The organism is Candidatus Neomarinimicrobiota bacterium, from assembly GCA_022567655.1.
Lineage (GTDB): Bacteria > Fidelibacterota > SORT01 > SORT01 > SORT01 > JADFGO01.
On the sequence record JADFGO010000005.1, the window covers coordinates 1 to 24,852 of the forward strand.

At 47.6% G+C, this 24,852-nt stretch carries 24 protein-coding genes; all 24 read right to left on the reverse strand.

The genetic code is table 11. The features are described from left to right. The coding region (locus tag IID12_00935) for an FAD-binding oxidoreductase (protein ID MCH8287657.1) at positions 1–1,342 on the reverse strand (1,342 nt) is incomplete at its 3' end. After that, positions 1,339–2,544, reverse strand: coding sequence for a molybdopterin molybdotransferase MoeA (locus IID12_00940; GenBank protein MCH8287658.1), 1,206 nt, complete (start codon positions 2,542–2,544; stop codon positions 1,339–1,341). The genes IID12_00935 and IID12_00940, both read right to left, overlap by 4 nt. Beyond that, complete coding sequence (locus IID12_00945) at positions 2,544–3,050, reverse strand: molybdenum cofactor biosynthesis protein MoaB (protein MCH8287659.1); 507 nt, start codon at positions 3,048–3,050, stop codon at positions 2,544–2,546. The genes IID12_00940 and IID12_00945 overlap by 1 nt, the downstream gene beginning before the upstream one ends. A 397-nt stretch (positions 3,051–3,447) precedes the next feature. After that, a complete protein-coding gene (gene cobO, locus IID12_00950) occupies positions 3,448–3,999 on the reverse strand; it encodes a cob(I)yrinic acid a,c-diamide adenosyltransferase (GenBank protein MCH8287660.1) in 552 nt (183 codons plus the stop codon). 6 nt (positions 4,000–4,005) lie between these two features. Next, positions 4,006–5,451: an NADH-quinone oxidoreductase subunit N gene (locus tag IID12_00955; GenBank protein MCH8287661.1), complete on the reverse strand. Its 1,446-nt coding sequence runs from the start codon at positions 5,449–5,451 to the stop codon at positions 4,006–4,008. A gap of 4 nt (positions 5,452–5,455) precedes the next feature. Further along, the gene (locus tag IID12_00960) at positions 5,456–6,031 is read right to left on the reverse strand and encodes a hypothetical protein (protein ID MCH8287662.1); all 576 of its coding nucleotides are present in this window, start codon (positions 6,029–6,031) and stop codon (positions 5,456–5,458) included. 11 nt (positions 6,032–6,042) lie between these two features. Beyond that, positions 6,043–7,422, reverse strand: coding sequence for a sodium:proton antiporter (locus IID12_00965; GenBank protein ID MCH8287663.1), 1,380 nt, complete (start codon positions 7,420–7,422; stop codon positions 6,043–6,045). A gap of 79 nt (positions 7,423–7,501) precedes the next feature. Beyond that, positions 7,502–9,046, reverse strand: a complete 1,545-nt coding sequence (locus IID12_00970; GenBank protein MCH8287664.1) for an NADH-quinone oxidoreductase subunit M — start codon at positions 9,044–9,046, stop codon at positions 7,502–7,504. Between the two features lie 3 nt (positions 9,047–9,049). Then, a complete protein-coding gene (nuoL, locus tag IID12_00975) occupies positions 9,050–10,960 on the reverse strand; it encodes an NADH-quinone oxidoreductase subunit L (GenBank protein MCH8287665.1) in 1,911 nt (636 codons plus the stop codon). 5 nt (positions 10,961–10,965) lie between these two features. After that, complete coding sequence (gene nuoK / locus IID12_00980) at positions 10,966–11,268, reverse strand: NADH-quinone oxidoreductase subunit NuoK (protein ID MCH8287666.1); 303 nt, start codon at positions 11,266–11,268, stop codon at positions 10,966–10,968. Next, positions 11,268–11,771, reverse strand: coding sequence for an NADH-quinone oxidoreductase subunit J (locus IID12_00985; GenBank protein ID MCH8287667.1), 504 nt, complete (start codon positions 11,769–11,771; stop codon positions 11,268–11,270). The genes nuoK (IID12_00980) and IID12_00985 overlap by 1 nt, the downstream gene beginning before the upstream one ends. 18 nt (positions 11,772–11,789) lie before the next feature. Next, positions 11,790–12,815, reverse strand: a complete 1,026-nt coding sequence (gene nuoH, locus IID12_00990; GenBank protein MCH8287668.1) for an NADH-quinone oxidoreductase subunit NuoH — start codon at positions 12,813–12,815, stop codon at positions 11,790–11,792. Further along, positions 12,806–14,446, reverse strand: a complete 1,641-nt coding sequence (locus tag IID12_00995) for a molybdopterin-dependent oxidoreductase (GenBank protein ID MCH8287669.1) — start codon at positions 14,444–14,446, stop codon at positions 12,806–12,808. The genes nuoH and IID12_00995 overlap by 10 nt, the downstream gene beginning before the upstream one ends. 12 nt (positions 14,447–14,458) lie before the next feature. Continuing rightward, complete coding sequence (nuoF, locus tag IID12_01000) at positions 14,459–15,754, reverse strand: NADH-quinone oxidoreductase subunit NuoF (GenBank protein MCH8287670.1); 1,296 nt, start codon at positions 15,752–15,754, stop codon at positions 14,459–14,461. Next, positions 15,751–16,224, reverse strand: coding sequence for an NADH-quinone oxidoreductase subunit NuoE (nuoE, locus tag IID12_01005; protein MCH8287671.1), 474 nt, complete (start codon positions 16,222–16,224; stop codon positions 15,751–15,753). Before nuoE ends, nuoF begins: the two co-directional genes overlap by 4 nt. Then, complete coding sequence (locus IID12_01010) at positions 16,224–17,423, reverse strand: NADH-quinone oxidoreductase subunit D (GenBank protein MCH8287672.1); 1,200 nt, start codon at positions 17,421–17,423, stop codon at positions 16,224–16,226. Before IID12_01010 ends, nuoE begins: the two co-directional genes overlap by 1 nt. Beyond that, entirely contained in the window at positions 17,424–17,948 is a 525-nt protein-coding gene (locus IID12_01015; GenBank protein ID MCH8287673.1) for an NADH-quinone oxidoreductase subunit C, read from the reverse strand. Between the two features lies 1 nt (position 17,949). Beyond that, positions 17,950–18,315, reverse strand: a complete 366-nt coding sequence (gene ndhC, locus IID12_01020) for an NADH-quinone oxidoreductase subunit A (protein MCH8287674.1) — start codon at positions 18,313–18,315, stop codon at positions 17,950–17,952. Further along, on the reverse strand, positions 18,315–18,767 hold the full coding sequence (locus tag IID12_01025) for an acyl-CoA thioesterase (GenBank protein MCH8287675.1): 453 nt from the start codon (positions 18,765–18,767) through the stop codon (positions 18,315–18,317). Before IID12_01025 ends, ndhC begins: the two co-directional genes overlap by 1 nt. A gap of 218 nt (positions 18,768–18,985) precedes the next feature. Next, positions 18,986–20,473 carry an NADH-quinone oxidoreductase subunit N gene (locus IID12_01030; GenBank protein ID MCH8287676.1) on the reverse strand — a complete coding sequence of 496 codons (1,488 nt, stop codon included), beginning with the start codon at positions 20,471–20,473 and terminating at the stop codon, positions 18,986–18,988. A gap of 15 nt (positions 20,474–20,488) precedes the next feature. Beyond that, a complete protein-coding gene (locus IID12_01035; protein MCH8287677.1) occupies positions 20,489–21,991 on the reverse strand; it encodes an NADH-quinone oxidoreductase subunit M in 1,503 nt (500 codons plus the stop codon). A gap of 18 nt (positions 21,992–22,009) precedes the next feature. Beyond that, a complete protein-coding gene (gene nuoL / locus IID12_01040) occupies positions 22,010–24,049 on the reverse strand; it encodes an NADH-quinone oxidoreductase subunit L (GenBank protein ID MCH8287678.1) in 2,040 nt (679 codons plus the stop codon). Then, a complete protein-coding gene (gene nuoK, locus IID12_01045) occupies positions 24,050–24,361 on the reverse strand; it encodes an NADH-quinone oxidoreductase subunit NuoK (GenBank protein MCH8287679.1) in 312 nt (103 codons plus the stop codon). It abuts the gene before it with no gap. Next, entirely contained in the window at positions 24,358–24,852 is a 495-nt protein-coding gene (locus IID12_01050; protein MCH8287680.1) for an NADH-quinone oxidoreductase subunit J, read from the reverse strand. The genes nuoK (IID12_01045) and IID12_01050 overlap by 4 nt, the downstream gene beginning before the upstream one ends.

Sequence of the window (24,852 nt, forward strand, 5' to 3'; positions counted from 1 at the left end):
CGTCAGCCTTATCTCTTAAATCGAGCATCGGACGGATATGAAGATTCCCATTGCCCGCATGACCGAACGCCGTGCCGGCGACTCCTTCCGATTGGAATATCTCCGTTATCTTCTTCAGATAATCACCTACCTGAGAGTAATGCACCGTGCCGTCTTCAACGAAAGGAACCGGTTTTTGGCTGCCCTTGATCTTGTTCAGAATTCCCACCGCCGCTTTCCGCATCGACCAGAGTCGCTCCATTTCCTGACTTTCAACCGAAGGTTTTACCGATAATGCAGGCTTTCCTCTGCCGGAAACAACCGACTCCGCATCGTCAAGTTGAGTACGGACTTCCTCATCGGATTCGCCGAAAAACTCAGCGAATAGAATAAATTTTGCCTCCGGGTGAATTATGTCCGCTAATTGGGGATTTGCTTTTAGCGAAAGCTCTACGAGCTTGTCGTCTATCATGTCGAGTGCGGCGGGTGACTGTTCCATGAGTCTGTTCACAGACTCTCCGGCATCTTCAAGAGTAGAGCATGACACAAGCGCAAAACCCTTAAAATCGGGCAGCCGAGTCAGCTTTAATTTCGCTTCTGTGATCATTCCGAGCGTCCCCTCCGAACCGACTATCAGTTTACTCAGATCGATGCTTCCGTCTTTTAATACTTCATAAACGTTATAACCGGAGGAGTTCTTATTCACGTTGGGCGCTGAGGAATTTATCAGGTCTTTACTATCATTAAGGAGAGTATAAACTTCTTTAAAATATTTTGAATCCGGTTCGTCCAATCCGGCGAGCTCTGCAACATTAGTCTCAGTCGAATTAATCACATTCCCTCCCGCGGTGACCACCTTAAGCGACTCAATCCAATCCTTTGTTGCTCCGTAAGTCAAGGTATGCGGACCTGCGGCGTTCGTTCCCAGCATACCACCGATAGAACAGAAGTCGCCGCTTGAGGGATCAGGCGCAAAATGAAGATTCCTTTCACGCAGCGCCTTATTCAGATTTCCGTAGATAAGTCCGGGTTGGACGGTAGCCACATCTCCATCAATGCTCAAAATTCTATTCATATACTTGGTAAAGTCGAGTATGATACCTGTCCCGAGCGCGGCACCTGCGAGACCTGAACCCGCTCCCCGCGCGGTTATCGGTACTCCGGTCTGAGCTGAATAAGAAGCCACCTTACGCACATCTTCCTCGTTGCGTGGAATCACTATAACTAACGGAGTTAGCTCATAGATGCACGCCGCGGTACTGTAGAGCTGCCGGGAAATGTCGCTCGATAAGACGTCGCCTTCGACTATAGAGCGCAGGTCGCTGGCTACCTTCTCGTTTTCCGTGAATGCCGCCCGGCTCAAAGGAGCGTTACCTTTACTTTCTCCCCCTGCCTTATTTCTGTTATGCCGTGCGGCAATTCGACGTAACCGTCGGCTTTTGACATGCTCGTTATTACCGACGAACTTTTGAAGACCGGAATAGCAGTTCCCTTGTCAATCCTGACAGTTACGATTTGATGTAACTCTTTTTTGGAGATCAGTGTTTCGCCTAACTCCGCTTCGATAGTGGTGCTGTGCAGTTCTCCGTCAATTCGCGATATCTTCCTTAACATGGGCGCTAAGATTACAGCCGCGACAGTCAGACACGACGTAGGATAGCCGGGCATTCCGAGTATCAGTTTTCCGTTTACTCTTCCAAGAAGAGTCGGTTTTCCCGGCTTTACCGTGATGCCGTGAAATATAACTTCGCCTAAATTACGAACCGCATCCACTATCAGGTCTCTTTCACCGACGCTTGACCCGCCGGTGAATGCGATAATATCGGCATCGGAAGAGTTGATAGAGTTCTCGATGCTCTCGACGCTGTCCCGGACGATCGGCAGCTTCACTGCCTCTCCACCCCCTTTGTCCACAATCGCGGAAAGAGTATAAGAATTTGTATCGTAAACCTGTCCTTCTCCCAACTCCTTCCCCACTTCAGCAATTTCGTCACCGCTTACGGCTATCGCCACTTTCGGTTTCCGGTAGCATTCGAGAGTCCCGATCCCAATCGAAGCCGCAGCGCCAAGATGAGCGCTGTGCAAGATTACGCCTTCGTTTAAAACAACTTCTCCTTCTTTTATATCCTCTCCGGCAAGCCCGAGTGATGCGCCCCGTTCGACCGGTTTATTCAAGATTATTGAGCCTGCCTGTTCTTCCACTACCTCGAACGGAATAACCGCATCTGCTCCCTCGGGTAGCATTCCACCTGTGGCGATCTTCACAGATTCCCCTGTGGTCACTACGATTTTCGAGGTATCACCCGCAAAAATTTCTCCTGTGATCCGTAACGACACTTTCAATTCTTCGGAGGCAGCCGATGTATCATCTGAGTTGAGGGCGTATCCGTCCATAGCGGCTCGCGTGTATCCCGGTACGTTCATAGGAGATGTCACTTCCTTTGCAAGAATCCTTCCGAGTGCGCTTTCAAGATCAACTTCTTCAGTTTTTTCAGTAGGTATAGAGGACTCCAAAGCGAGATCCAACGCTTTATGAAAGGGCATCAGGCTTTTAAACTCGCGCATCAGCGGGTCACTTCCCAGACGAGATGTCCGAGGTCGGGGAGGATCAGTTTTTCCATGCCGAGCTTTACCGCATTCAGCGATCCGGGAAGACAAAAAATAAGCGTATTCCCGACGACCCCTCCAGCCGCCCGGCTGAGCATCGCCCGGGAGCCGATCTCTTCATAGCTCAGACTCCTGAACAGTTCCCCGAACCCCTCCATCGTCTTGTCCATCAACGGCTTCAGCGTCTGGATCGTGTTGTCACGGGAAGCTATTCCCGTGCCTCCGGTAGTGATGATCAAATGTAATTCTCCGGTACCCGCGAATTCCGATACGAGTTTTTTTATCTCCTCAGCCTCGTCTCTGATTATCCGCCGCTCCTGCACTTTATGTCCCGCCGCATTGAGCGCCTCAGCTATGAACTTACCCCCGTCGTCCGTTTCTTCGGTTCGCGTATCCGATATTGTTAAAACAGCACAGTTTAGTGATTCGGGACCCTTCTGTTCGTGATGCTTATAGGCAGTCATGAGAGTGTAATATACTGGATATCCCATAAAAACGGCAATTGATTTTGTAACAGGTAGATAGCAATTATCAATAAGTTGAGAGGTTGTATGCAAACCGTTAAAACGGTTGTATGGATGTGTTTTACGAATTGCTATCCCCCGATTAAAATCGGGGGTTCATGATACCCTAAGACTAATAATCTCAACATCTTATTAACCCCTTGATTGATCGAGGGGATGCAGATGAGTCACACTTAAGAAAACTGTTTCAACAGTTTTTTTATTGGGAATCCATTTTCGCACAGCCATAAATGGCTGGGTTATTAGGATGGAAAATTTAGTTGGCGTCAGCTATCACCTATATTCGCTTGTTTTTTGGGGGGAAGTGAAATATAATCTTCATAGTGCTGTACATTCCTTAGTAATCAAACCCCTTTTGGGCGAGGGTTCCCGATTGGTAAGGATGTTTAATTTCTTTCATCTCCGTTACCAGGTCGCAAATTTCTATCAGCTCATCGGGCGCGCCCCTGCCCGTAACTATCAGATGCAGCCAAGGCGGTCTCTGCTTTAATAACTCGATAGCGTCATCTACCGCTATCAGTCCGGTCTGAATCGCAACGTTGAACTCATCGAGTATTACCATATCGAAGTCGTTTGAGGTTATTTTCTTGCGTGAAAATTCAAGCGCCTCCGCTGCCGCATTCTTATGTTCCTCTTCCGGTAGTTTATCGTCCACTATTTTGTAAAAACCTAATCCCTTACGGTGAAATTCAACCTTCGGTTCGAGCTGTTTTATTCCTTCCATCTCTCCGTATTTCCATGAACCTTTAACAAATTGAATGACGCAGATTTTCCAACCGTATCCGACGGCACGCAGTATCGTACCGAAAGCCGCTGTGGTTTTTCCCTTTCCCTCACCGGTATAGCAGGCTAAGATTCCATTACGTTTATCTCTATCAGGCGCTTTCATCATAGATCAAAAGAGGGTTGTAACCGCATTCTTCGCTATTTCTATGAACCGACCCGGGATAACGCCGAGATAGACTAACCCTAAAGCGCAAATTCCCAATGCAGCCCGAACACTGAAACTTACAACCACCGGTTCAACATCTCTCTCCCCTTCTTTCATATACATATGTATTATGACCCTCAGATAGTAATAAACGGAAGCGAGGCTGTTAAGTACGGCGATGATAATCAGCCAGATAAAACCTTCATTCACGGCAGAGTAGAACAGATAAAATTTACCGGTAAACCCGGCTGTCAGCGGGAATCCCGCGAGTGCGAACATGAAGAGAGCCATAGTCAGAGCGATTACAGGATTCCTTTTCGCCATCCCGGAGTAATCTTCGAACTCCAGCCGGGTTTCCCCTTTTCCCTCAATGAGTTGTACTACGGTGAAAGCGCCGATATTCATAAAAAGATAACCCAGCAGATAAAACAACGTTCCTCCGGTTGCCGAAACCGAAGCTGCGGTGATTCCCACCATTATGTAACCGGCGTGCGCTATCGAAGAGTAGGCGAGCATCCGCTTCAGGTTATTTTGTTGCATCGCCAGCACGTTTCCAACTGTCATTGTTAACACGGTCAAAATCCAGAACAGCGGGGTCCAGTCTATTTCGTCAAGCGGAAATCCATATATCACTATTCGGAGCATCGCCGCAAACGCCGCTGCTTTTGTCGTTGTTGCCATAAATCCCGTTACAGGAGTGGGCGCGCCCTGATATACGTCAGGCGACCACATATGAAACGGAACGATCGCCACTTTAAATCCGATGCCCACGAGTAGAAGACTCATACCGACCAATAAAAATGGAAGACCTGAAGGTGAACCCGCTGCTCTTATTTCAATCAGATTCGTTGTCCCGTACGATCCGTATATGAAGGCAATTCCGTAAAGCAGAAATCCCGATGAGAACGCGCCGAGCAGAAGGTACTTGAGCGCCGCTTCGTTCGAGAAGAGCCGTTCCCTGAAAAAACCCACAAGAATATATAATGAGATCGAAAGAAGCTCCAATCCGAGAAAGATGATGATCAAATCAACTCCCTTCGCCATAAAGAGCATTCCCACCGAAGCAAACAGGAGAAGTGAATAATATTCTCCCCTGTGCCACTCCCTGTTGACTAAATATTCTTTCCCCAGAACGACCGTCAGTGCGCCTCCGATCAATACAGTCCCCGCGATGAATTGACTGAACAAATCTGATCGTACCATTCCCCCGAAACCATCTGAAGCTCCACCTCCCATGCTTATCACTAAATAAAATGCGAGCGCAAAAAAGGCGAACGCCGTCCATTGGTGGATAGCCTTGCGTTCTTTAAGGTAGATCTCCATGAACAGCATCAGTATACCTCCCACGGCGAGCACTATCTCGGGAAGGATAACTTCAAAATCGGACGGATTCAGCTGAAATTCAATCAAGGACCTATTCCCATCCCAACTCTATCTTTCCGAGGTCAACCAGCGGCTCATTACCGCATCTCGTGTACAGCTCGAGAATATTGAGAAGATCACCGCTTGCACTGCCTTTTGCATGAATGACATAATCATGCTCGGGAGCATACGCTTCCGCTCCCTTCGCTTCAGGATGCAATATCTCTTTCGGTTTGTAATCGTCGGAGAGAACAACTCCCTCCGGAAGGTTTTCGAATATCGCCTTCAGCATATTACCGTAATTTTCGGCGTAAGCGCTGTATTTAAACTTAAATGAAGCTGAGGTCACACTCCTCCTGGACACGATCTTCAGACGAAGTTTCTCACTCTCTTTGTCCAAAACCCCCTCAAGTAAACTCAGAGCTGTCTCATCCAAAATAACATGGGTATGCGTAGTAGGCGTGTCGAAGAACACTTTTACTTTCTCAGCAAAAGTACTTTTACTGATATTTTGCTCGTTATTGAACAGGATGCGCGAACCTGATTTCGCTCCTATTAATAACCCCCTGACAAACCCTTTTACAAAATTTTCATGTCCCTCAATTATCAACTCGGTGAGTTTTGACATCTTACCTCCTCCTAAAAAAATATCAGTGATACAAGAATAAAAATAGGCATTAAAATCAAAATCGAATATTTAAACATATAACCGAAAAAACTCGGCATCGGGATGCCTGATTCTTCTGCGATAGACCTGACCATAAAATTGGGAGCGTTTCCTATATAGCTGAGTGCGCCCATAAATACGGCTCCTGTCGATATCGCCTTGAGATAGATTTCCTTTTCTGCTATCAGTAGCCCGACGGCGGTGGCTTCCGGTATTCCCGCAAAAAAGTTTCCGAGCGCCGTATTGAAAAACGTCAGATATGTGGGAGCGTTGTCAAGGAAACTCGACAATATTCCCGTCACCCAGAAGAAATCCCGCGGCGTCTTTACCGATTCTATCAGCCAGGCGAGATTGCCGTTTGCACCCGCTTTCAATATCAAAAGAGCCGGGATTATAGTCATAAATATCCCGGCGAACAGGTAAGCCACTTCCTTGATCGGAAACCAACTGAACTCATTATCTCCGCGAATCTTAGCGGAAGTAAACTTTATTGAGAGTAAGCCCATCAGAACGATCATACCGTCTCTCAACAGGTTCTGCGCTTCCAAGTGCACTCCACTGACGGTGAAAGACGTACCTTTCCACAACCCGCTTTGAAGTACGGCGAGTATTATTCCGCCTAAGAATAAAAAGTTTATCAGCCCTTCGACTCGCAGCGGCTCGGGGGAAGTCGATACCTCTTCCGGTTTTTTCTCCTTCTTGTAGTAGTATGAGTCGAACAGATAAAATATCAGAAGCAGGATCACGACCACAAACATCATATGCGGTAATAATTTAAGCGTCCAGAAAAACGGTACTGAGTGAAGGAATCCCAAAAACAACGGCGGATCGCCGAGCGGAGTCAGTGAACCTCCGACGTTGCTGACGAGAAAGATAAAAAAGATCACGAGATGCACCTGGTGTTTTCTCCAGCTGTTCGCCCGAAGCAAAGGTCGGATTAGAAGCATAGATGCTCCGGTTGTTCCGATCCATGACGCTATCAGAGTACCGACTATCAGGATGACGGTGTTTACCGCCGGTGAACCCTGAAGCTTCCCGCGAATGAGTATGCCTCCTGATGCGACGTATAACCCCCACAGCAAGATTATAAACGGTATATAATCTATCAGATAAATGTGAGATATTTCGTAGAGCGCATCTCCTTCGTAGACGTAAAGGAACGGAACGGCAAAAAGGAACGCCCACATCGCGGCAATCTTCGGAAAATGTTCATGCCAGAAGTGGGGAACGAGAAGCGGAAATAGCGCAATTGAAAGCAGGATACCTACAAAGGGAATCATGCTCCAGAGCGGAAGTGAACTTCCCAGTTCGGCGTGCTCTCCCCCGCTTGATGCAAAAGATAAAACCGGCATGAACAGGATAATTAAAACGACGGTGGGCACATATCTATTAAAAAAATTATTTATCAAATCCTTCACCATATTTTTTAAATTAATTTCTCTCGGGGCTGACCGGAGTTACGTCAGGTGAGATCTCCAAATTATTCCCGTTACCATTTTTCTGGACGATGCTCAACAACCTTGTTACAGAGGGTTCGATTCTCTCAAGGACGGGTTTTGGATAGACTCCGAGAATGACAATCAGCACTATCATTGGAACTATCACCCATTTCTCCCTCGAGCTAAGATCCGATAACGTCGAGTTCTTTTCGCTCGTCACCTTTCCGAACATAACCCGCTGATACATCCATAATAGATAAACGGCAGCCAGTATCACACCTGTAGCGGCAAACACCGTGAAAAAAATGCTATATTTGAATGCCCCAACCAATATCAGAAATTCTCCTACAAACCCGTTCAATCCGGGAAGTCCGAGACTGCTTAGAACCACAATTAAAAATGCAGCGGCGTAAAACGGCATCACTTTCGCCATTCCGCCATAGTCGGAGATCAGACGGGAGTGCCGCCGCTCATAAATAAATCCTACGAGGATAAAAAGCGCTCCGGTGCTCAATCCGTGATTGATCATATGCAATATCGCCCCCTGAACTCCCTGCTGGTTCAGGACAAATATCCCCAGAACGACGAATCCCATGTGCGACACGCTCGAATACGCAACGAGCTTCTTCATGTCCGGCTGGACCATAGCGACCAGCGCCCCGTATATTATGCCGCCGAAAACCGCTAATGTCAGGATGTAGGGTACCATATCTATCGTCGCATCCGGAAACAGAGGAAGACAAAATCTCAGCAGTCCGTATCCTCCCATCTTCAGAAGTACACCCGCAAGTATTACGCTCGCGGCTGTCGGCGCTTCAACGTGGGCATCCGGCAGCCATGTATGAAACGGGAAGAGCGGCACCTTAATGGCGAACGATAAAGCAAAGGCGAGGAAGAGCCAGAACTGGAGATTATACGGAATGTCCAATTGGTACAACATCAGGAGGTCGGTAGTCGGCTTGCCGAGTTGGTCGCCGCTTATATGATATAATACAAATATCCCCACGAGCATTAGCAGGCTGCCGAACATAGTGTAAATTATGAACTTAACAGCCGCATATATTCTATTTTCGCCTCCCCAGATGCCGATGAGGAAATACATCGGTATCAGCATCACCTCCCAAAAAACGTAAAAAAGAAATAAATCCAGTGATACAAACACACCGATAATACCTATTTCAAGGGTGAGCATGCTTATTAAAAAACCCTTAAGACTCTGTGTGATCGAGTTCCATGAAGAAAGAAGCGCTATAGGAGTGAGCAGAGTGGTTATCATTATCAGAAACAAGCTTATCCCATCGATACCTACTTTGTAGGATATGCCCCATGCCGGAATCCACGCCGTCTGTTCAACAAACTGCATTCCGGACGGACCTATCTCGAATCGGAAAAACATGACTATGGAGGCAATTAGCGTGGCGACCGAAAACAGCATCGCTGTAACTTTCAGAAGCGTATTATCGTTCTTGGGAAGCGCTAAGAGGATAATTACGCCTGCAAAGGGTATCAGAAGATGTAATGAGAGTAAACCGGTCATCCCCTACCTTAATATGAAGTAACCTATCATTAGTAGCCCGCCTATAAATATTGACAGCGCATAGTTCTGAACGAGCCCCGATTGAGTTTTCCTTAGATACCTGCCGCCGATAATCAGTAATTTGCCTGACGAGTTAACTAACCCGTCAATCACGATCACGTCAAAGCTTCTCCAGAGCCACCGAGCAACTTTTACGGTTGTGCGCACGAACAGAAAATCGTACAGCTCATCCACGTAATACTTATTATTCAGCAATTTGTAGATACGCTGGAATTTACCCGCCAACTTCCGGGGAAGCTCCGGGCTTTTTACGTAAAAGATGTAGGCTATAGTTATTCCCGCAACAGCGATCAGCACCGAGACCGCCATGAGGATATACTCTTCCATCGTGCTGTGTGCGACACCGCCTGCCGACGGCAGCTGAGCGAGATTCGCCTCCAAAAAATGGTGAAGTTTGTTACTGCCACCGAGCAGAGCGGGCACACCGATGTAACCGCCCGCAACCGATAACAGCGCTAAGATCATGAGAGGGATGGTCATGACACCCGGAGATTCATGCGGGTGCGTTCCCTCTTTCCATCTCGACTCGCCGAAAAATGTAAGGAATATCAACCGGAAGATATAAAACGCCGTCAACCCCGCAGCCGCAGCGCCGATTATCCAGAGCCAGAAGCCGCCGGCAGGGGAGCTGTACGCCTGCCACAATATCTCGTCCTTGCTGAAAAAACCGGACAACCCGGGAATTCCCGAAAGGGCGAGCGCTCCTGCTAAAAAAGTGATGTACGTTTTCGGAATCTCCTTCCTCAATCCGCCCATATGGTTCATGTTCTGTTCGTTCGAGAGAGCATGCATGACGGAGCCGGCGGCGAGAAACATCAGACCCTTGAAAAAAGCATGAGTAAGCAGATGGAACATTCCCGCAGTGAACGCGCCCACTCCTAATGCTAAAAACATGTAGCCGAGCTGGCTGATAGTTGAATACGCAAGAACCTTTTTTATGTCATTTTGCGTGAGAGCGATGGAAGCGGCATAGATTGCGGTGAGCGCGCCGACAACGGCGATCAGAGTCATTGACGCCGGAGCTAATACATAGAGAAAACTACTGCGCGCCACCATGTAAACGCCGGCAGTAACCATCGTTGCTGCATGAATGAGCGCGCTCACCGGAGTCGGACCTGCCATAGCGTCGGGCAGCCAGACGTACAACGGTATCTGCGCTGATTTACCCACCGCACCCATGAACAACAAAAGCGTTATCGCAGTGATAACCCCGTCGCCTGTCTCATAACCCCCCAGCTGAGAAAAGATCTCGCTGAACGTGAAACTACCGAAGGTGGTGAACAGAAGCAGAATTCCTATCAGAAAACCGAAATCCCCTATCCTGTTGACGATGAACGCCTTTTTCCCGGCGCTTGCGTTCGCCTCATCCTCATACCAGAATCCTATCAACAAATATGAACAGAGACCCACACCCTCCCATCCGAGAAACATCAAGACGTAATTATCCGCTAAAACAAGGTTGAGCATCATGAACGTAAAGAGGTTCATATACGCAAAAAATCTCGCAAAACCCTTGTCGCCGCTCATGTATCCGATAGAATATACGTGAATGAGAAATGCCACTCCGGTGACCATAACCGCCATTAATAGAGAAAGCGAATCTATCTGATAGCTGAAGCTCAATTGCAAATCACCAACGGGAATCCATGTGAAGAGCAGGGCATGAAACTCCGCGCCCTCCTGGTGTAGATTCAAGTACTTGACGAGTAAAACGACCGAAGTGACGAATGATAAGAATATAACGGCTGAGCCCACAATCCCGACTCCTCTAACTCCCAATCGCTTTCCGTATAAGCCGTTCAGCAGGAACCCGATAAGCGGGAACAGAGGTATCCACCACACTAAATCAGTGATTGTCTCTACCATTTCAGTAAATTCATCTCGTCGATATTTATCGATTCCTTGTTCCTGTACACCGCTACTATTATCGCCAATCCGACGGCTACTTCGGCGGCTGCGAGCGTCATAACGAAGAAAACGATCAACTGTCCGTCGACGTTATTCAGATATCTCGAAAATGCTATCAGCGTCAAATTAACAGCGTTGAGCATCAACTCGATCGACATGAATACCACTATAACATTTCTTCTCACAAGCACACCGACCACGCCGATAGAAAACAGGAGCGCACCCAACACTAACGAATATTCTAACGGTATCATCAGCGTAAAGTCCTTTTAGCCAAAAGCACGGCTCCGACAAGCGCTACAAGCAGCAGTAGTGACGCTATCTCGAACGGCAGCAAATAGTCTGTGAACAACGATAAACCGATACTTTTCGTCCCTCCAAGCTCTCCGACGCTTTCAGCGCCGTTTTGAAAGAAACTCACCGAGTCGGAAATGAGCGTAGCCATCATCCCGGCAAAGGTCATCGACAGAAACGAGATCAGTAATATTCGGGGATTGGAAATTGATAGAAACTTCGCCTCGCGTTCGAGGTTCAACAGCATGATGACGAATAAGAACAGAACCATTATGGCTCCTGCATAAACTATGATCTGTACAACGGCGAGGAAGTATGCTTCGAGCAGCAGGAAAATTCCTGCGAGACAAAAGAGCGTAACAACAAGAAAAAGAGCGCTGTAAATAGGATTCCGGCTGATTACTACCATCAGCGCCGAAGCTACCGCCAGAAAAGCCAATATGAAGAACAACGTCGTTGTCATGCTCTTCTCTCCCTCAACTCAGCGCACATACGTAATCCATGCGGCTGTCAGAATCAGATTTAACAGGGCTAACGGCAAAAGGACCTTCCATCCGAGATGCATTAACTGGTCGTAACGAAAACGCGGAAGCGTCCAGCGCACCCATAAATATAGAAAAAGGAAGAACGCTGTCTTAAACGCAAAGGAGAGGACGGAAATAAACGCTCCGAGTCCGCCTAATGCAGCCTCATCTACGAACGGTACGTCCCATCCGCCGAAAAAGAGCGTAACTATCAAAGCGGACGCCGTAATTACGTTCGAGTATTCACCCATCATAAACATCGAATATTTAAAACCGCTGTACTCGGTGTGATAACCCGCAACAAGCTCCTGTTCGGCCTCAGCCAAATCAAAAGGCAGCCGGTTTGTCTCGGCAAAGATCGCCGTGATGAAAACAATGAACGCTAACGGCTGTTTGACAATGTTCCACATTCCGAGCTGGGAGTCAACGATATCATTCAATCGAAGTGAACCCGTAATCAGGATTATGCCTATTACCGAAAGACCGAGAGCTATCTCATAGGAAATCATCTGCGCTGAAGAACGCAGTCCCCCGAGGAGTGAATACTTGTTGTTGGAACTCCATCCCCCTAAAACTACCCCGTAGACACCTATGGAAGTAATGGCAAAGATCAACAATATTCCGATGTTAATATCCACAACCTGGAATTTTATATGTCTTCCGAACGCCTCTATGCCCGTGCCGAACGGAATCACCGAGAAGGTCATCAATGCGGGTGCGAGCACCATCGCCGGAGCCAGAGTGTGTATCAGACTATCGGCTCTGGCGGGTGTGATATCTTCCTTTAACAAAGTCTTGATTCCGTCCGCTATCGGCTGCAAAAGTCCGAATGGACCAACCCTGTTCGGTCCGTGCCGTTCCTGTATAAATCCCGCTACCTTCCTCTCGGCAAGGATAAGATAAGCGATGGTAAGCATAAGCGCTCCGATTACGATAACAATTTTGACCAGAATTATCGTTACATCCAACAGCATCAGGCTAATACCTTTTTATTCTCTTCTTCTTCGAAATCAAGATTTATACCGGCTGAGCCTACAGCTTCAGTAGAGCACCCTTCATATCCCGGAATGCTTGAAGCAATTTCAGTTGTAATTTCATCAACATTTTCAAACTCGATCCCTTCACAACCTATAGAGTTCGCAAATTCCAATATCACTTTCCAATCCTCTCTCGTTCCAACAGGCGGTACGACCGCCTGATTTATTTTCTGCACTCTCCTCCGGTCGTTTGTCATCGTTCCGCTCTTTTCGTAGTGCATCGTACCGGGCAGAACAAGGTCAGCAAGCTTTGCCGCATCGGAAAGGTAAGTTGACTGGACGATGACGAAGTCGGCGTTGTTCAATATTTCAAGCATACTTTCGTTCATCACGTCGTATAATCCGCCTTGAAGCATATAAATGATCGAAACTCTTCCGTTTGATAGATCGCCCGGAGTCATGGTATTATCTACGCGCAGCATATCTATCGCTCCGGTTCTATTCGGAGTCTTGTCAGGTGAGATTCTGAACCCGCTTTTAAATATGATCGGATCTCCCTCCATCTCAGCCGGATATAAGCCTATATTCGAAGCGGGAACCGACATGCTCTCGACAATTTTTCGCAGGAGATAATTCTCTTCGTTCGTGCAGTATGGAGAACCGATCAATGCGAACTCACTTGCGTTAAACCCTTCTTTTGAGATGACGTTCTCCCGTATAACTTCAAAAGCTTCAGTCCAGGAAATCGGATCAAAACCGTTTTCCCCCTTCAGCAGCGGGGATTGCAGCCGTTCTACTTTTTCTGCGGCATGATAACCGAGCCTCCCGTCATCACACATCCAATAATCGTTCACATCTTTATTGTAACGGGGTTTTATCCGTTGAATCTCATTGTTTGAAACTCCTATCTCCACGTTGCAGCCGACCGAACAATCCATGCAAACAGTGTCGTGTTCTTTCAAATTCCAGACTCGTGTCTTATGAAGAAAATCGTTGCTTACCAGACTGCCGACAGGGCAGATATCGGCCGTATTCCCCGACAGCTTGTTATCTATCGGTTGGCCGTCGCGAACGTCTATGATGGAGCTGTAACCTCTGTTCCGCACAATCAGCTGCGGGTCACCGACAATTTCGTCACAAAATCGAATACACCTCGAACAGAGAACGCATCGGTTGGGATAAATCCATATTTCGTCTCCAAGCCGCTTCTTCGGATTCACCCTCTTTTCTTCTTTAAAGCGGCTGTGGGCGTTGCCATGCAGATAAGAGTAGTCCTGAAGATAACATTCACCCGCCTGATCGCATACGGGACAGTCTAAAGGGTGGTTCAAAAGAAGAAGTTCGAGCACCCTGCTACGGGCGTCCTTGACCTCTTCGGATTCACTGTTGACCACCATATCGTAACTTCCATCCACTTTTCTCTCTTCGGGAAGCTCGTTTATTGTAACGTTACAGGATATTTGAAGTCCCGGCATCCCCTCTACTTCCACGCAGCACATCCGGCAGTTGCCTGCGATGGAGAGACTCGGATGATAACAATAATGCGGTATATCAAAACCCTCGTCCAACGCCACCTGAAGCAATCTCGCTCCGTTCTCTACTTCGATCTCTTTATCGTTCAGTTTAATCAGTGGCATTTCAAGCCGAACCTAATTCGCGACAATGTCGCTTTTCTCATTTTCCTGCACCATCGATTTTTTATTCTCCACGTAGTAATCGAATTCTTCACGGAATTTATCAATATAACTTTTAACCGGCGCTACCGCAGCGTCTCCAAAGGGGCAGATAGTTTTTCTTTCGATGCTTTTACAGATGTCGAGTAGAAGGTCTATGTCGCGCCTGCCTCCCTTTCCATTCGTAATTCTACCGAGAATCATCGTCATCCACGGCACACCTTCCCGGCACGGAGTACATTGGCCGCATGACTCATGAGCGTAAAACCTCGAGAGGTTATAACACGCATCAACCATATCGGTCTGCTCGTCCATAACTATAATTCCCGCCGAACCGAGCATACTCCCTGCTGCTGCGACTGAATCGAAATCCATGGCTATATCTATCTCGTCGGCTTTAAGCACCGAAGTCGAAGAACCGCCCGGAATGACAGCCTTCAGTTTCCTGTTGTGCAGGACTCCGCCCGCATGCTCGAATATCAGTTCTTTTAAGGGCGTTCCCATGGGAAGCTCGAACACTCCCGGATTTCGGACATGCCCTGAAACACAGTATAATTTTGGTCCTGAACTCATCTCGGTACCGATAGATTTGAACCAATCAGCGCCCCGGGAGATAATATGCGGAACACAGCAGAGCGTCTCAACGTTGTTTACGATTGTCGGCGAATTTAGATAACCCGCGACCGCCGGAAACGGAGGTTTAATACGGGGGTAACCGCGTTTACCTTCTAAGGATGTCAGCAGTGCCGTCTCTTCGCCGCAGATATACGCGCCGGCTCCCCGCGTAATAATAATATCGAGGTCGTAGCCGCTCGAAAGAATATTTTTCCCGAGGAATCCTTTTTCTTTCATCTCCTCTATCGCTTCGTTGAGAATCAGCGTTTGAGCGGCAAACTCGCCCCGGATGTATATAAACGCCGTATTCGCTCCGATGGCGTAAGATGCGATGGCGATCCCCTCGAGCATCATATGCGGATCGTTATCAAGAATAAGCCTGTCTTTGAAAGTACCCGGTTCCGATTCATCGGCATTGCACACGAGATATTTCAGCTTATCGGTCTCTTTGGGAACGAAGCCCCACTTTACACCTGCCGGGAATCCGGCGCCGCCCCTTCCCCTTAAGCCGGAATTTTTCACTATGTCTGTCACTTCATCGGGGGAAAGGTCGTTCAATACTGTTTTGAGCGCTTCATATCCGCCCGAAGCAATGTACGCGCTTATTCTATGAGAATTCTCAACCGCTATATTTCTCGTGAGGATCTTTTCCATCAATCGAACCTGCCGAGAATTTTATCGATCTTTTGGTTATCGAGATTTTCATGGTACTCATCATTTACCTGCATCATGGGCGCAGTGTCACACGACGCCAAACATTCCGCCTTGAGAAGTGTGAATCTGTTATCTTTTGTGGATTCCCCCACTTCGACATCGAGTTTACTCTTAAGGTAATCGAGTATGCCGGCTGAACCTCTCAACGCGCACGGCAGCGTATGGCAAACCCATATGACGTTCCTTCCCACCGGTTCCTTGAAGTACATCGTGTAAAAACTTGCAGTGTCCTCGAGCTGCTGAACGGGGATTTCCATCTCTCTCGAGAGCGATTCGAGAGCTTCATGAGAGATATAACCAAACTCCTTTTGCGTCAGATGCAAGGCGTTCATCACAGCGGAATTCTTGTCCGGGTAAGAATCGACAAGCTTCTTGAGTTCGGCTTTGGACTCTTCTGAAAATTCAGTCGGCATTATCTGTCGAGTTCCCCTGCTATTATGTTCAGAGAGCCGAGGTTAGCGACGGTATCGGAAAACATTGCTCCGGTCATTATTTTTTTGAATATTGTATAGTTAATGAACGATGGCGGTCTTACCCGCACTCGGTATGGCTCTCTCCCGCCGTTTGAAACGATAAAAAATCCTAACTCTCCGCTCGGTGATTCCGTCCCCAAGTAAACTTCGCCGACAGGAGGAAGTATCCCCCGGTTTTCCATAGTTACTTCAAAATGATGTATCAGTCCCTCAATCGTAGTGTAAACTTCGTCTTTCCCCGGCAGAGTGATTTTGGAATCGGGGTCTATGTTTACATCACCGCCGGGAAGGTTTTTTAACACCTGCTCGCATATTTTAATCGACTGCCGGAGCTCCTCCATCCGGACCAAATACCGGTCAAACGCATCTCCGTTCTCCCCTATCGGCACTTCAAATTCGAACTCCTCATACGAAGAGTATGGAATGTCCTTTCTCAAGTCATATTTCACGCCGGAAGCACGGGCTATCGGACCCGTAAGACTGTATTTGGTGACGTCTTCCTTCGAAATTACGCCGACGTCATAGGTTCTGTCCTGGAAGATCCGGTTATGATTGAGAAGCTTTTCGATCTCGTCGATGGTTTTGGGGAATTGCCTCATCCACTTCAAGACCGCATCAGGAAAATCTTCAGGAAGGTCAGCCATTAGTCCGCCCACACGCGTATAACTCGTGGTCAGGCGCGCGCCCGTTGCCCACTCAAAAAGGTCATAAAGTTTCTCCCTTTCCCTGAACCCGTACAGAAAAACAGTCAGGGCTCCGAGGTCCATAGCAGCCGTTCCGATAGCGAGGAGATGGTCGGCGATTCTTGAAAGTTCCGCCATCAGTACACGGATATACTGCCCGCGTTTAGGGATTTCTATCCCGAAAAGCTTTTCCGCAGCAAGGGAAAATGCGATATTGTTCGACAACGGTGAAAGATAGTTCATTCTGTCGGTAACCGTAACAAACTGATTATAGGACATGTGTTCGGCGAGTTTTTCGAATCCGGTATGCAGGAATCCGATATGCGGTTCCACGCTGACAACCTTCTCTCCGTCTAATTCCATCACCAGTTGGAGTGTACCGTGTGTAGCGGGGTGCTGAGGTCCGAAACTGAGCTGCAGCGTTTCGCTCGGTAGCTCCTTCTCTACCCTAATCACTCAGTAACGCTCTCTTTCACGCTTTACAATCTTGAACGAGTCTCTCTCGCCTCTCCCCTTCAACGGGTAATCCTTCCTGAGCGGGTGTCCCTCATAATCATCGGGCATCAAAATTCGCCGCAGGTTCGGGTGACCCTTGAATTTCACTCCAAACAGGTCCCAGACTTCCCTTTCGAGCCATTCCGCACAACTCCATATGCCGGCGACCGAATCAATTATCACATCATCATCAAGAAACGCTTTAACGATCAACATGTTCATATTTTCAAGGTTTCTTAAGACGTATACAACCGCAAATCTGGCTGCCGCTTCCATCTGAAGGTAATCTACTGCCGTGAGATCGGTTAAAAATTCGAATTTCAATTCCGGATCGGTGCGGCAGAAATTCAGTATCTCTATGATATTGCCGCTTCTTACGCTGACCGCGTCTTTGTTTATGGGGTTCTCGTCTTCAATTACCTCTCCGGGAAACTTCGCTTTGATTCTATCGAATATATCATTCTTGCTGTAGGGCTTATCAGGCATTTCAATCCCACTCAAGAGCGCCCATCTTCCACACATAAATCAATCCTACTAAAAGAATGCCGAGAAAGGTAACCATTTCGATGAAGATAAAATCCCCGAACTCGAGGAGATCTTTAAACACTATTGCCCACGGATACATGAAGATTAACTCTATGTCAAAAATTATGAATATGATGGCTATAATAAAATATTTTATGGAAAACCTCAGGCGCGCAGATGATTCAGGAGCTATGCCCGATTCGTAAGGTTCTAAGTCTACTTCGGAACGGCGTTTCGGCTGCAGTAACTTCGACAAAAAGAGCATGGAAGCTACTAACACGAAAACTATGATCATGAGAAAAAGTAACGGTAAATATTCCGATAACATTAGTTTTTTTTCTTATTCTCCTCTTTTGAGAGAGTCTCCATCCTGTAAGCTCTTCTTGATTCCGCCGCCTTAAAGCGTTCTTTTTCCTCTTCGGTCTCAGGCACAATTGTAGGAACTTCAGTGGGTTTGCCCTGTTTGTCGAGCGCAACGAAAGTCAGGTATGCCGAACTTGTATGGAACCGCTCTCCGGTAAGAGGATTTTCGGATTCTACACGAACGCCGATCTCCATAGACGTCCTGTGAGTATAATTAACAGAGGCTTTGAGAAGGATCATGTGTCCTACCTTGATTGGATACCTGAAATCGAGAGAATCTACTGATACTGTGACTACCGGTTTACGACAGAGTCGCATAGCGCTCATAGAAGCTGCTATGTCGATGAGATGCATGACCTTTCCGCCGAGCATATTTCCGAGAGGATTTGCATCATTGGGGAGAACTATCTCCGCCATCTGCACATGTGAATCAGAAACTTTTTTTTCGCTCACTCTCTTGCCCCGACTTAAAAAAACAGACTCCCGGCAGCTAATTAACCCCCCCTTGAAAACAACCTAATTCCTCCGTTCAAGAGGCGAAAATATAGGTAAAATTCAAAGTAATTTCAAAGGTTATTTTACGTGGGAAAGATAAAGTATCCGCCCGGAATCCGCTATTATGTCAGGGCTCTATATCAGTGTCCCAGAAGGAGCTTTAGCGAGGCTTGAGTAAAGTCGGAAAGCGGCGCCCAGTAAACGCCTAATAAAAGTACAGGAACGGCAAGAAACCCGACAACTACCAAAGGAGTCTTTGAGAGAGGTTTCTCAGCCTCAGACGGTTCGCCGCGCATGAAGAGCGCACGGAGCACCCTAGCATAATAATACAGCGACACCACACTGTTCAAGGCACCTACGATAGCGAGCCAATAGTAAGCCGAACCTCCCTTAAGAAGGGCGGCGAACAGATAGAATTTTCCGATGAAACCGATAGTCGGCGGTATCCCGGCAAGGGAAAGCAGGAATATGCCCATGCATACCGACAGATAGGGAGCTTTAAAAACGAGACCGTTATATTCGTCTATCTCCTCCGTACCGAACCGGTCGGCAATGTTTAGAACGACAAAAAACGCTCCGAGATTCATGAGATAGTAAGCCGCAAGATAAAACATCATGGCGAACAGTCCGTCCTGAGTGAGAACAACAATACCCATCAGAACGTAGCCGGCATGAGCGATACTCGAATAAGCGAGAAGCCGTTTTACGTTGTTCTGCTGCAAAGCGACTAAGTTTCCAAGTGTCATCGTAATAGCCGAGATCCACATCATTATCTGCGGCCAGTTGAGCTGCTCGATCGCGTACCAATTCGACATGTTCACATTGTTCTCAGAAACGAATGCTGTGTTGAAGAATCGGATCAAGAGAGCGAAACCGGCAGCTTTAGGACCGACAGAGAGAAACGCAGTAAATGCGGTCGGTGACCCTTCGTACACGTCCGGAGCCCAGAAATGGAACGGCACCGACGCTATCTTATACCCGAATCCGGCGAGGATCATCAGGAAGGAAATAAGCACCGTCAGATTGCCCGCTTCACCCTGCGACAAAACCTCCCCTATGCCCGATATGTCCAGCGTGCCGGTGAGTCCGTATAATAACGAAAAACCGTACAGCATGATCCCCGAGGTGACGCCGCCGTAGATCACATACTTCAACGCAGCCTCGCTTGACCGTCTCGATTCTTTGAGATATCCCGCAACTACGTATGAGGTAACACTGACCAGTTCGAGCGCTAAATACGCCGTCAGGAGATTTGTGGCGGACGCCATCAAAAACATCCCAAGAGTAATCGTCAATATCAACGCGTTGAACTCGCCGTGGGATCTTCCTTTCATTTCTAATGACGAGGAGGAGATCAGCAGAACAAAAAAGGCTGTAATTACAAATAAAAATTTAAAATAAAACGAAAACGGATCGAGCGCGAGCATACCGGAAAAAAGACTCGTCGGCACATTAGAGTAGGAAGATATCAGCGCTATCATGGTAATGACAAGCCCGACTCCGGCTACAAATACAGTGTAGACCGATTCATCCTTCTTGAGAAACAGGTCATAGATGATGAGGACCAATATCGTTGTTGTCAACGTCAGCTCGGGAATAAAGAGATTGAGGCTGCTGATATTATCCATTATACAACAAATTCCCTATTGAGCCGCCATTGTTGCGCCCGACTTCACCATCTCTATAATACCGTTCATCGTTTCGGACATCATCCCGAGAATAGGCATCGGATAAAAACCGAGAATGATGACTATAATCGCCAACGGTACGAGCGTGAACAGCTCCCTGCCGTTGATCTCCGACAATCCCGCCCATTTCTCGTTCAGCTTGCCCAGGAATATCTTCTGGTACGCCCACAAGAAATATGCGGCATTCAGGACTATGCCCGTCAGGGCAAGACCTGTTATCCACCGGAAGGTGGTCGTATTATGCTCTGCGCCGAACCCTCCGATAAGAGTGAGCGCTTCGCTGATAAACCCGGAAAAACCGGGTAGTCCGAGTCCCGCAAAAAACGCTAATGCAACAATTCCCGCGTATATCGGCATCCTGACCGCCAATCCCCCGAATCCATCAATATCGCGTATGTGCGTCCTGTCGTATATCACTCCGACCAGAAGGAACAACATTGCGGTAATCGTTCCATGATTGAACATTTGAAGCACTGCTCCGTTCATTCCGGCGGTGGTCAGAGCTGCCATTCCGATAAGGCAGAAACCCATGTGGCTTATACTCGAATACGCCACCAGCTTCTTGAGATCCGTCTGAGCCAAGGCGCAAAGAGCTCCGTAGACGATGTTTATAAGACCCAGCACCGCGAGAGGCACAGCGAACCAGAGGGTGGCGTCAGAAAGTATCGGATAATTTATTCTCAGCAGGCCGTATATCCCCATCTTCAACAGGACACCTGCAAGAATAACGCTGACTGCGGTCGGCGCTTCGACATGAGCGTCCGGCAGCCAGGTGTGGAACGGGAAGATAGGCACCTTTATGGCAAACCCTATGAACAGCGCTAAAAACACCCATATTTGGAAGTTGTAGTCATACGTAGTTTGCATCAGCTTGAGCATGTTGAACGTGTGCTGACCGTCATAAAAATAGAGCGCAAGCATGGCAAGGAGTATTAATACACTGCCGAGCAACGTGTACAGGAAGAACTTAATCGCTGCGTACTCTCTGCGGGGACCGCCCCAGACACCGATCAGGAAATACATCGGAAGAAGCATTACTTCCCAGAAGATAAAGAATAAGAAAAAGTCTATGGAGACAAAGACACCTATCATACCCGCGTCAAGAAGCAAAAAGAGAGCAAAATATCCCTTCACAGCCTTTTCGATATTCCATGAGGCAAATATGCAGATAAAGGAAAGCAACGCAGTCAGCATGATCATCGGCGCACTCAATCCGTCCACTCCCATATAATATTCGATGTTAAAAGCGGGAATCCAACTGTAGTGTTCGACGAACTGCATCGCCGAGGTAGTCCTGTCGAATATCAGGAAGAGCTGGACAGCAAGCCAGAGCTGTATGCCCGTAGTTACAGCTGCAATGACCTTTATAATGTAACTTTTATCCCGCGGTATAAGTAAAATCACCACCATCCCGAGAACCGGAATAAAGGTTAGCGCTGAAAGTAAATAACTTTGCATATTATGAATAAGCCTCCATTAGCTGAAAATTGCCTGAATTACGAAAAATACCATTATGCCGAGCACTGCAAACGCCACGTAGTTCTCTACCCTCCCTGTTTGCAGTTTTCTGAGGCGGGAACCCAAAAAGGCGGTTACTGACCCCGTGCCGTTTACTGCCCCGTCCACTATATTATCGTCAAACCACCTGCTTAATTTTGAAATCCACACCGTTACCGACGCGGTTCCATTGACTGCCCCGTCTATGATAGTGTCATCAAACTTTGCGCTCCCCTTCGCAAGCCCTAAAACTCCCCGTATGATCGTTGCGCCGTAAAATTCATCAAAATAGTATTTATTCCGTAGCAGTTTGAAAAGCGACGCCATCGAACTTGAGACTTTCTTCGCCGACAGACTCTTCTTATAATAGAACAGGTATGCGAGTAAGATTCCGCTGCCGGCAACAAAGATCGAAAGCCACATCGCAATGGTATGGGCTGTTTCTTCAGAAGCAGCGTGTCCGGCTGCTTCACCCCCCGCCCCCATAAGCGCCGGTAGTAATATCTCGGGTTTTTGAACGAGATGATTAAACCATCCGGCGTATTCCCCGATTCCGGGCAGGAACTCGAATCCTCTCCACTGATCGATTGTGATAAACACCGTCAATGCGGCAAGTATGACCATGGGAAGGGTCATAAATCCGGGCGATTCATGAACTTGAGCGTAAATTTTCTCATCACGGGGTTTACCGTAAAATGTTATGAATAACGCTCTGAACATATAAAATGCCGTCATACCCGCCGTTACTAAAGCAAGGATAAAGAGAATAATGTGCGCCGGATTCGCAAGACCGAATTCGAGAGCTGCGGCGAGAATAGCGTCTTTGCTGAAAAACCCTGAAAACCCGGGTACTCCCGATATCGCAAGGGTCGCTATCAAAAATGTCCAGAAGGTGATCGGCATCTTCTTCCTGAGCCCGCCCATCTTAAACATGTCATTTGTATGCACAGCGTGGATGACGCTTCCCGCTCCGAGAAAAAGCAAAGCCTTGAAAAAAGCGTGAGTTGTCAGGTGCCAGAGTCCGGCAGCATATCCGCCCACACCCAGCGCCATTATCATATACCCGAGCTGGGAGACCGTTGAGTAAGCAAGAACTCTCTTTATGTCCTTTCTTACAATGGCGATAGTCGCGGTGAGAAACGCTGTAATTGCTCCAACATACGCGATGAACAGAAGGGCTCCGGGAGAAAACAGAGGGTAGATCCTGCCTATCATATATACACCCGCCGCAACCATTGTAGCGGCGTGTATCAGGGCGCTGACCGGCGTAGGACCTTCCATAGCGTCGGGAAGCCAAATATGAAGGGGTACTTGCGCCGACTTTCCTATTGCACCGGCAAACAAGGCGATTCCCGCTGCCGTGAGTAAACTCCCGCTTATGTCGCCCGCCTTCACTCCTTCGAATATATCTGAATAATTAAAAGACCCCACCGCCGAGAAGAATAGTAGTATCCCGAGGAAAAATCCGATGTCTCCTATCCGGTTGGTGAGAAATGCTTTTTTGCCTGCATTTGAAGCTGAATCTTTCTCGAACCAGAAGCCTATCAATAGATATGAGCTGATTCCGACAAGTTCCCACCCTATGTAAAGTCCGAACAGATTGTTCGAAATTACGATTATCAACATCGAGAATGAAAAAAGAGAAAGATAGGCAAAATATCTGTTATATCTCGGGTCGCCTGCCATGTACGATATCGAATAGATGTGTATAAGGCTGCTCACAAGTGTCACGACGAGTAACATCATCACCGTGAGATTGTCCACTAACACCCCGAGCTCTATCACAAACCCGCCTAAGTCTATCCATGTCCACCTCCATTCTACGCTGAAATTCGGATCATAGCGCACGAACATCATATACGCAAAGAGTGAAAGCGCGAAAGAAAATGAAACAAGAATAGCAGCTACTGAAACCCAATCGCCCTTTCTCGGGAGCCTTTTCCCGATTAAGATATTGATCCCGAAGGCTAATAACGGCAGAAAGAGTAGAATCAACGAATATATAATGACCGTATTCATCTAATTCTTTAAGGAGCTGGCTTCATCGACGTTAATAGTTTTGAAATTGTTATAAATGTTCAGGACTATAGCGAGCGCCACCGCAGCTTCCGCAGCAGCCATGATGATGATGAACAGTGCAAAAATTTGTCCGTCCATCGAGAATATACCGTATCGGGCGAACGCGACGAAGTTGATGTTGGCGGCATTCAGAATGAGCTCGATCCCGAGCAGAACCGCTATCGCGTTCCTTCTCGTCGTGACCGCAAATATCCCGAATGAAAAGAGCAGCGCCGAGACCACCAGATAATGATATAGACCCACCGGGATCATGATTCTTCTCTCCTCGCTATAAAAACCGCTCCTATCAGAGCGGCAAGAAGAAGAATCGAGGCAGTCTCAAAAGGAATTAGATATTTTGTCATGAGCAGTTTACCTAACTCGGGGACTGTTTCTTTTACACCGGGATTCGACGCTGAATTCCAGCTGTCCTCGCTGAAGATTACTAACATCAACAGCAGGAAAACGAATCCCGCTAACAGCGCCCCGGGCAAACGTGGAAGGTTTGACTGCGTAATTTCCATACTCGTCTTCCTCGCTGTCAGCATGACGCCGAACAACACTAATATCAGTACTCCGCCGACGTATATCAGTATTTGCGTTGCCGCTATGAAATCCGCCATGAGCAATCCGTACAATCCGGCTACGCCGAGAAATGTGAAAAGCAGCGAGAACGCCGAATAGATCAGGTTTTTGGAATATATTACTATCCAACCGGCGATCAGTGTCATTCCCGCGAACAGATAGAATACAAAAGTTTCCAT

Coding starts and splice junctions, on each gene's coding strand:
- IID12_01030 (MCH8287676.1), bottom strand. CDS start 20,473: ATGGATAATATCAGCAGCCTCAATCTCTTTATTCCCGAGCTGACGTTG.
- IID12_01025 (MCH8287675.1), bottom strand. CDS start 18,767: ATGGCGGAGATAGTTCTCCCCAATGATGCAAATCCTCTCGGAAATATG.
- IID12_00965 (MCH8287663.1), bottom strand. CDS start 7,422: ATGCCGGTTTTATCTTTTGCATCAAGCGGGGGAGAGCACGCCGAACTG.
- IID12_00995 (MCH8287669.1), bottom strand. CDS start 14,446: ATGCCACTGATTAAACTGAACGATAAAGAGATCGAAGTAGAGAACGGA.
- ndhC (MCH8287674.1), bottom strand. CDS start 18,315: ATGTTATCGGAATATTTACCGTTACTTTTTCTCATGATCATAGTTTTC.
- nuoK (MCH8287679.1), bottom strand. CDS start 24,361: ATGATCCCGGTGGGTCTATATCATTATCTGGTGGTCTCGGCGCTGCTC.
- IID12_00945 (MCH8287659.1), bottom strand. CDS start 3,050: ATGACTGCCTATAAGCATCACGAACAGAAGGGTCCCGAATCACTAAAC.
- IID12_00985 (MCH8287667.1), bottom strand. CDS start 11,771: ATGACAACGACGTTGTTCTTCATATTGGCTTTTCTGGCGGTAGCTTCG.
- IID12_00960 (MCH8287662.1), bottom strand. CDS start 6,031: ATGTCAAAACTCACCGAGTTGATAATTGAGGGACATGAAAATTTTGTA.
- nuoK (MCH8287666.1), bottom strand. CDS start 11,268: ATGATACCGTTAGAATATTCGTTAGTGTTGGGTGCGCTCCTGTTTTCT.
- IID12_00970 (MCH8287664.1), bottom strand. CDS start 9,046: ATGACCGGTTTACTCTCATTACATCTTCTGATACCCTTTGCAGGCGTA.
- IID12_01035 (MCH8287677.1), bottom strand. CDS start 21,991: ATGCAAAGTTATTTACTTTCAGCGCTAACCTTTATTCCGGTTCTCGGG.
- nuoE (MCH8287671.1), bottom strand. CDS start 16,224: ATGCCGACTGAATTTTCAGAAGAGTCCAAAGCCGAACTCAAGAAGCTT.
- cobO (MCH8287660.1), bottom strand. CDS start 3,999: ATGAAAGCGCCTGATAGAGATAAACGTAATGGAATCTTAGCCTGCTAT.
- nuoL (MCH8287678.1), bottom strand. CDS start 24,049: ATGAATACGGTCATTATATATTCGTTGATTCTACTCTTTCTGCCGTTA.
- IID12_01050 (MCH8287680.1), bottom strand. CDS start 24,852: ATGGAAACTTTTGTATTCTATCTGTTCGCGGGAATGACACTGATCGCC.
- IID12_01015 (MCH8287673.1), bottom strand. CDS start 17,948: ATGCCTGATAAGCCCTACAGCAAGAATGATATATTCGATAGAATCAAA.
- IID12_00940 (MCH8287658.1), bottom strand. CDS start 2,544: ATGCGCGAGTTTAAAAGCCTGATGCCCTTTCATAAAGCGTTGGATCTC.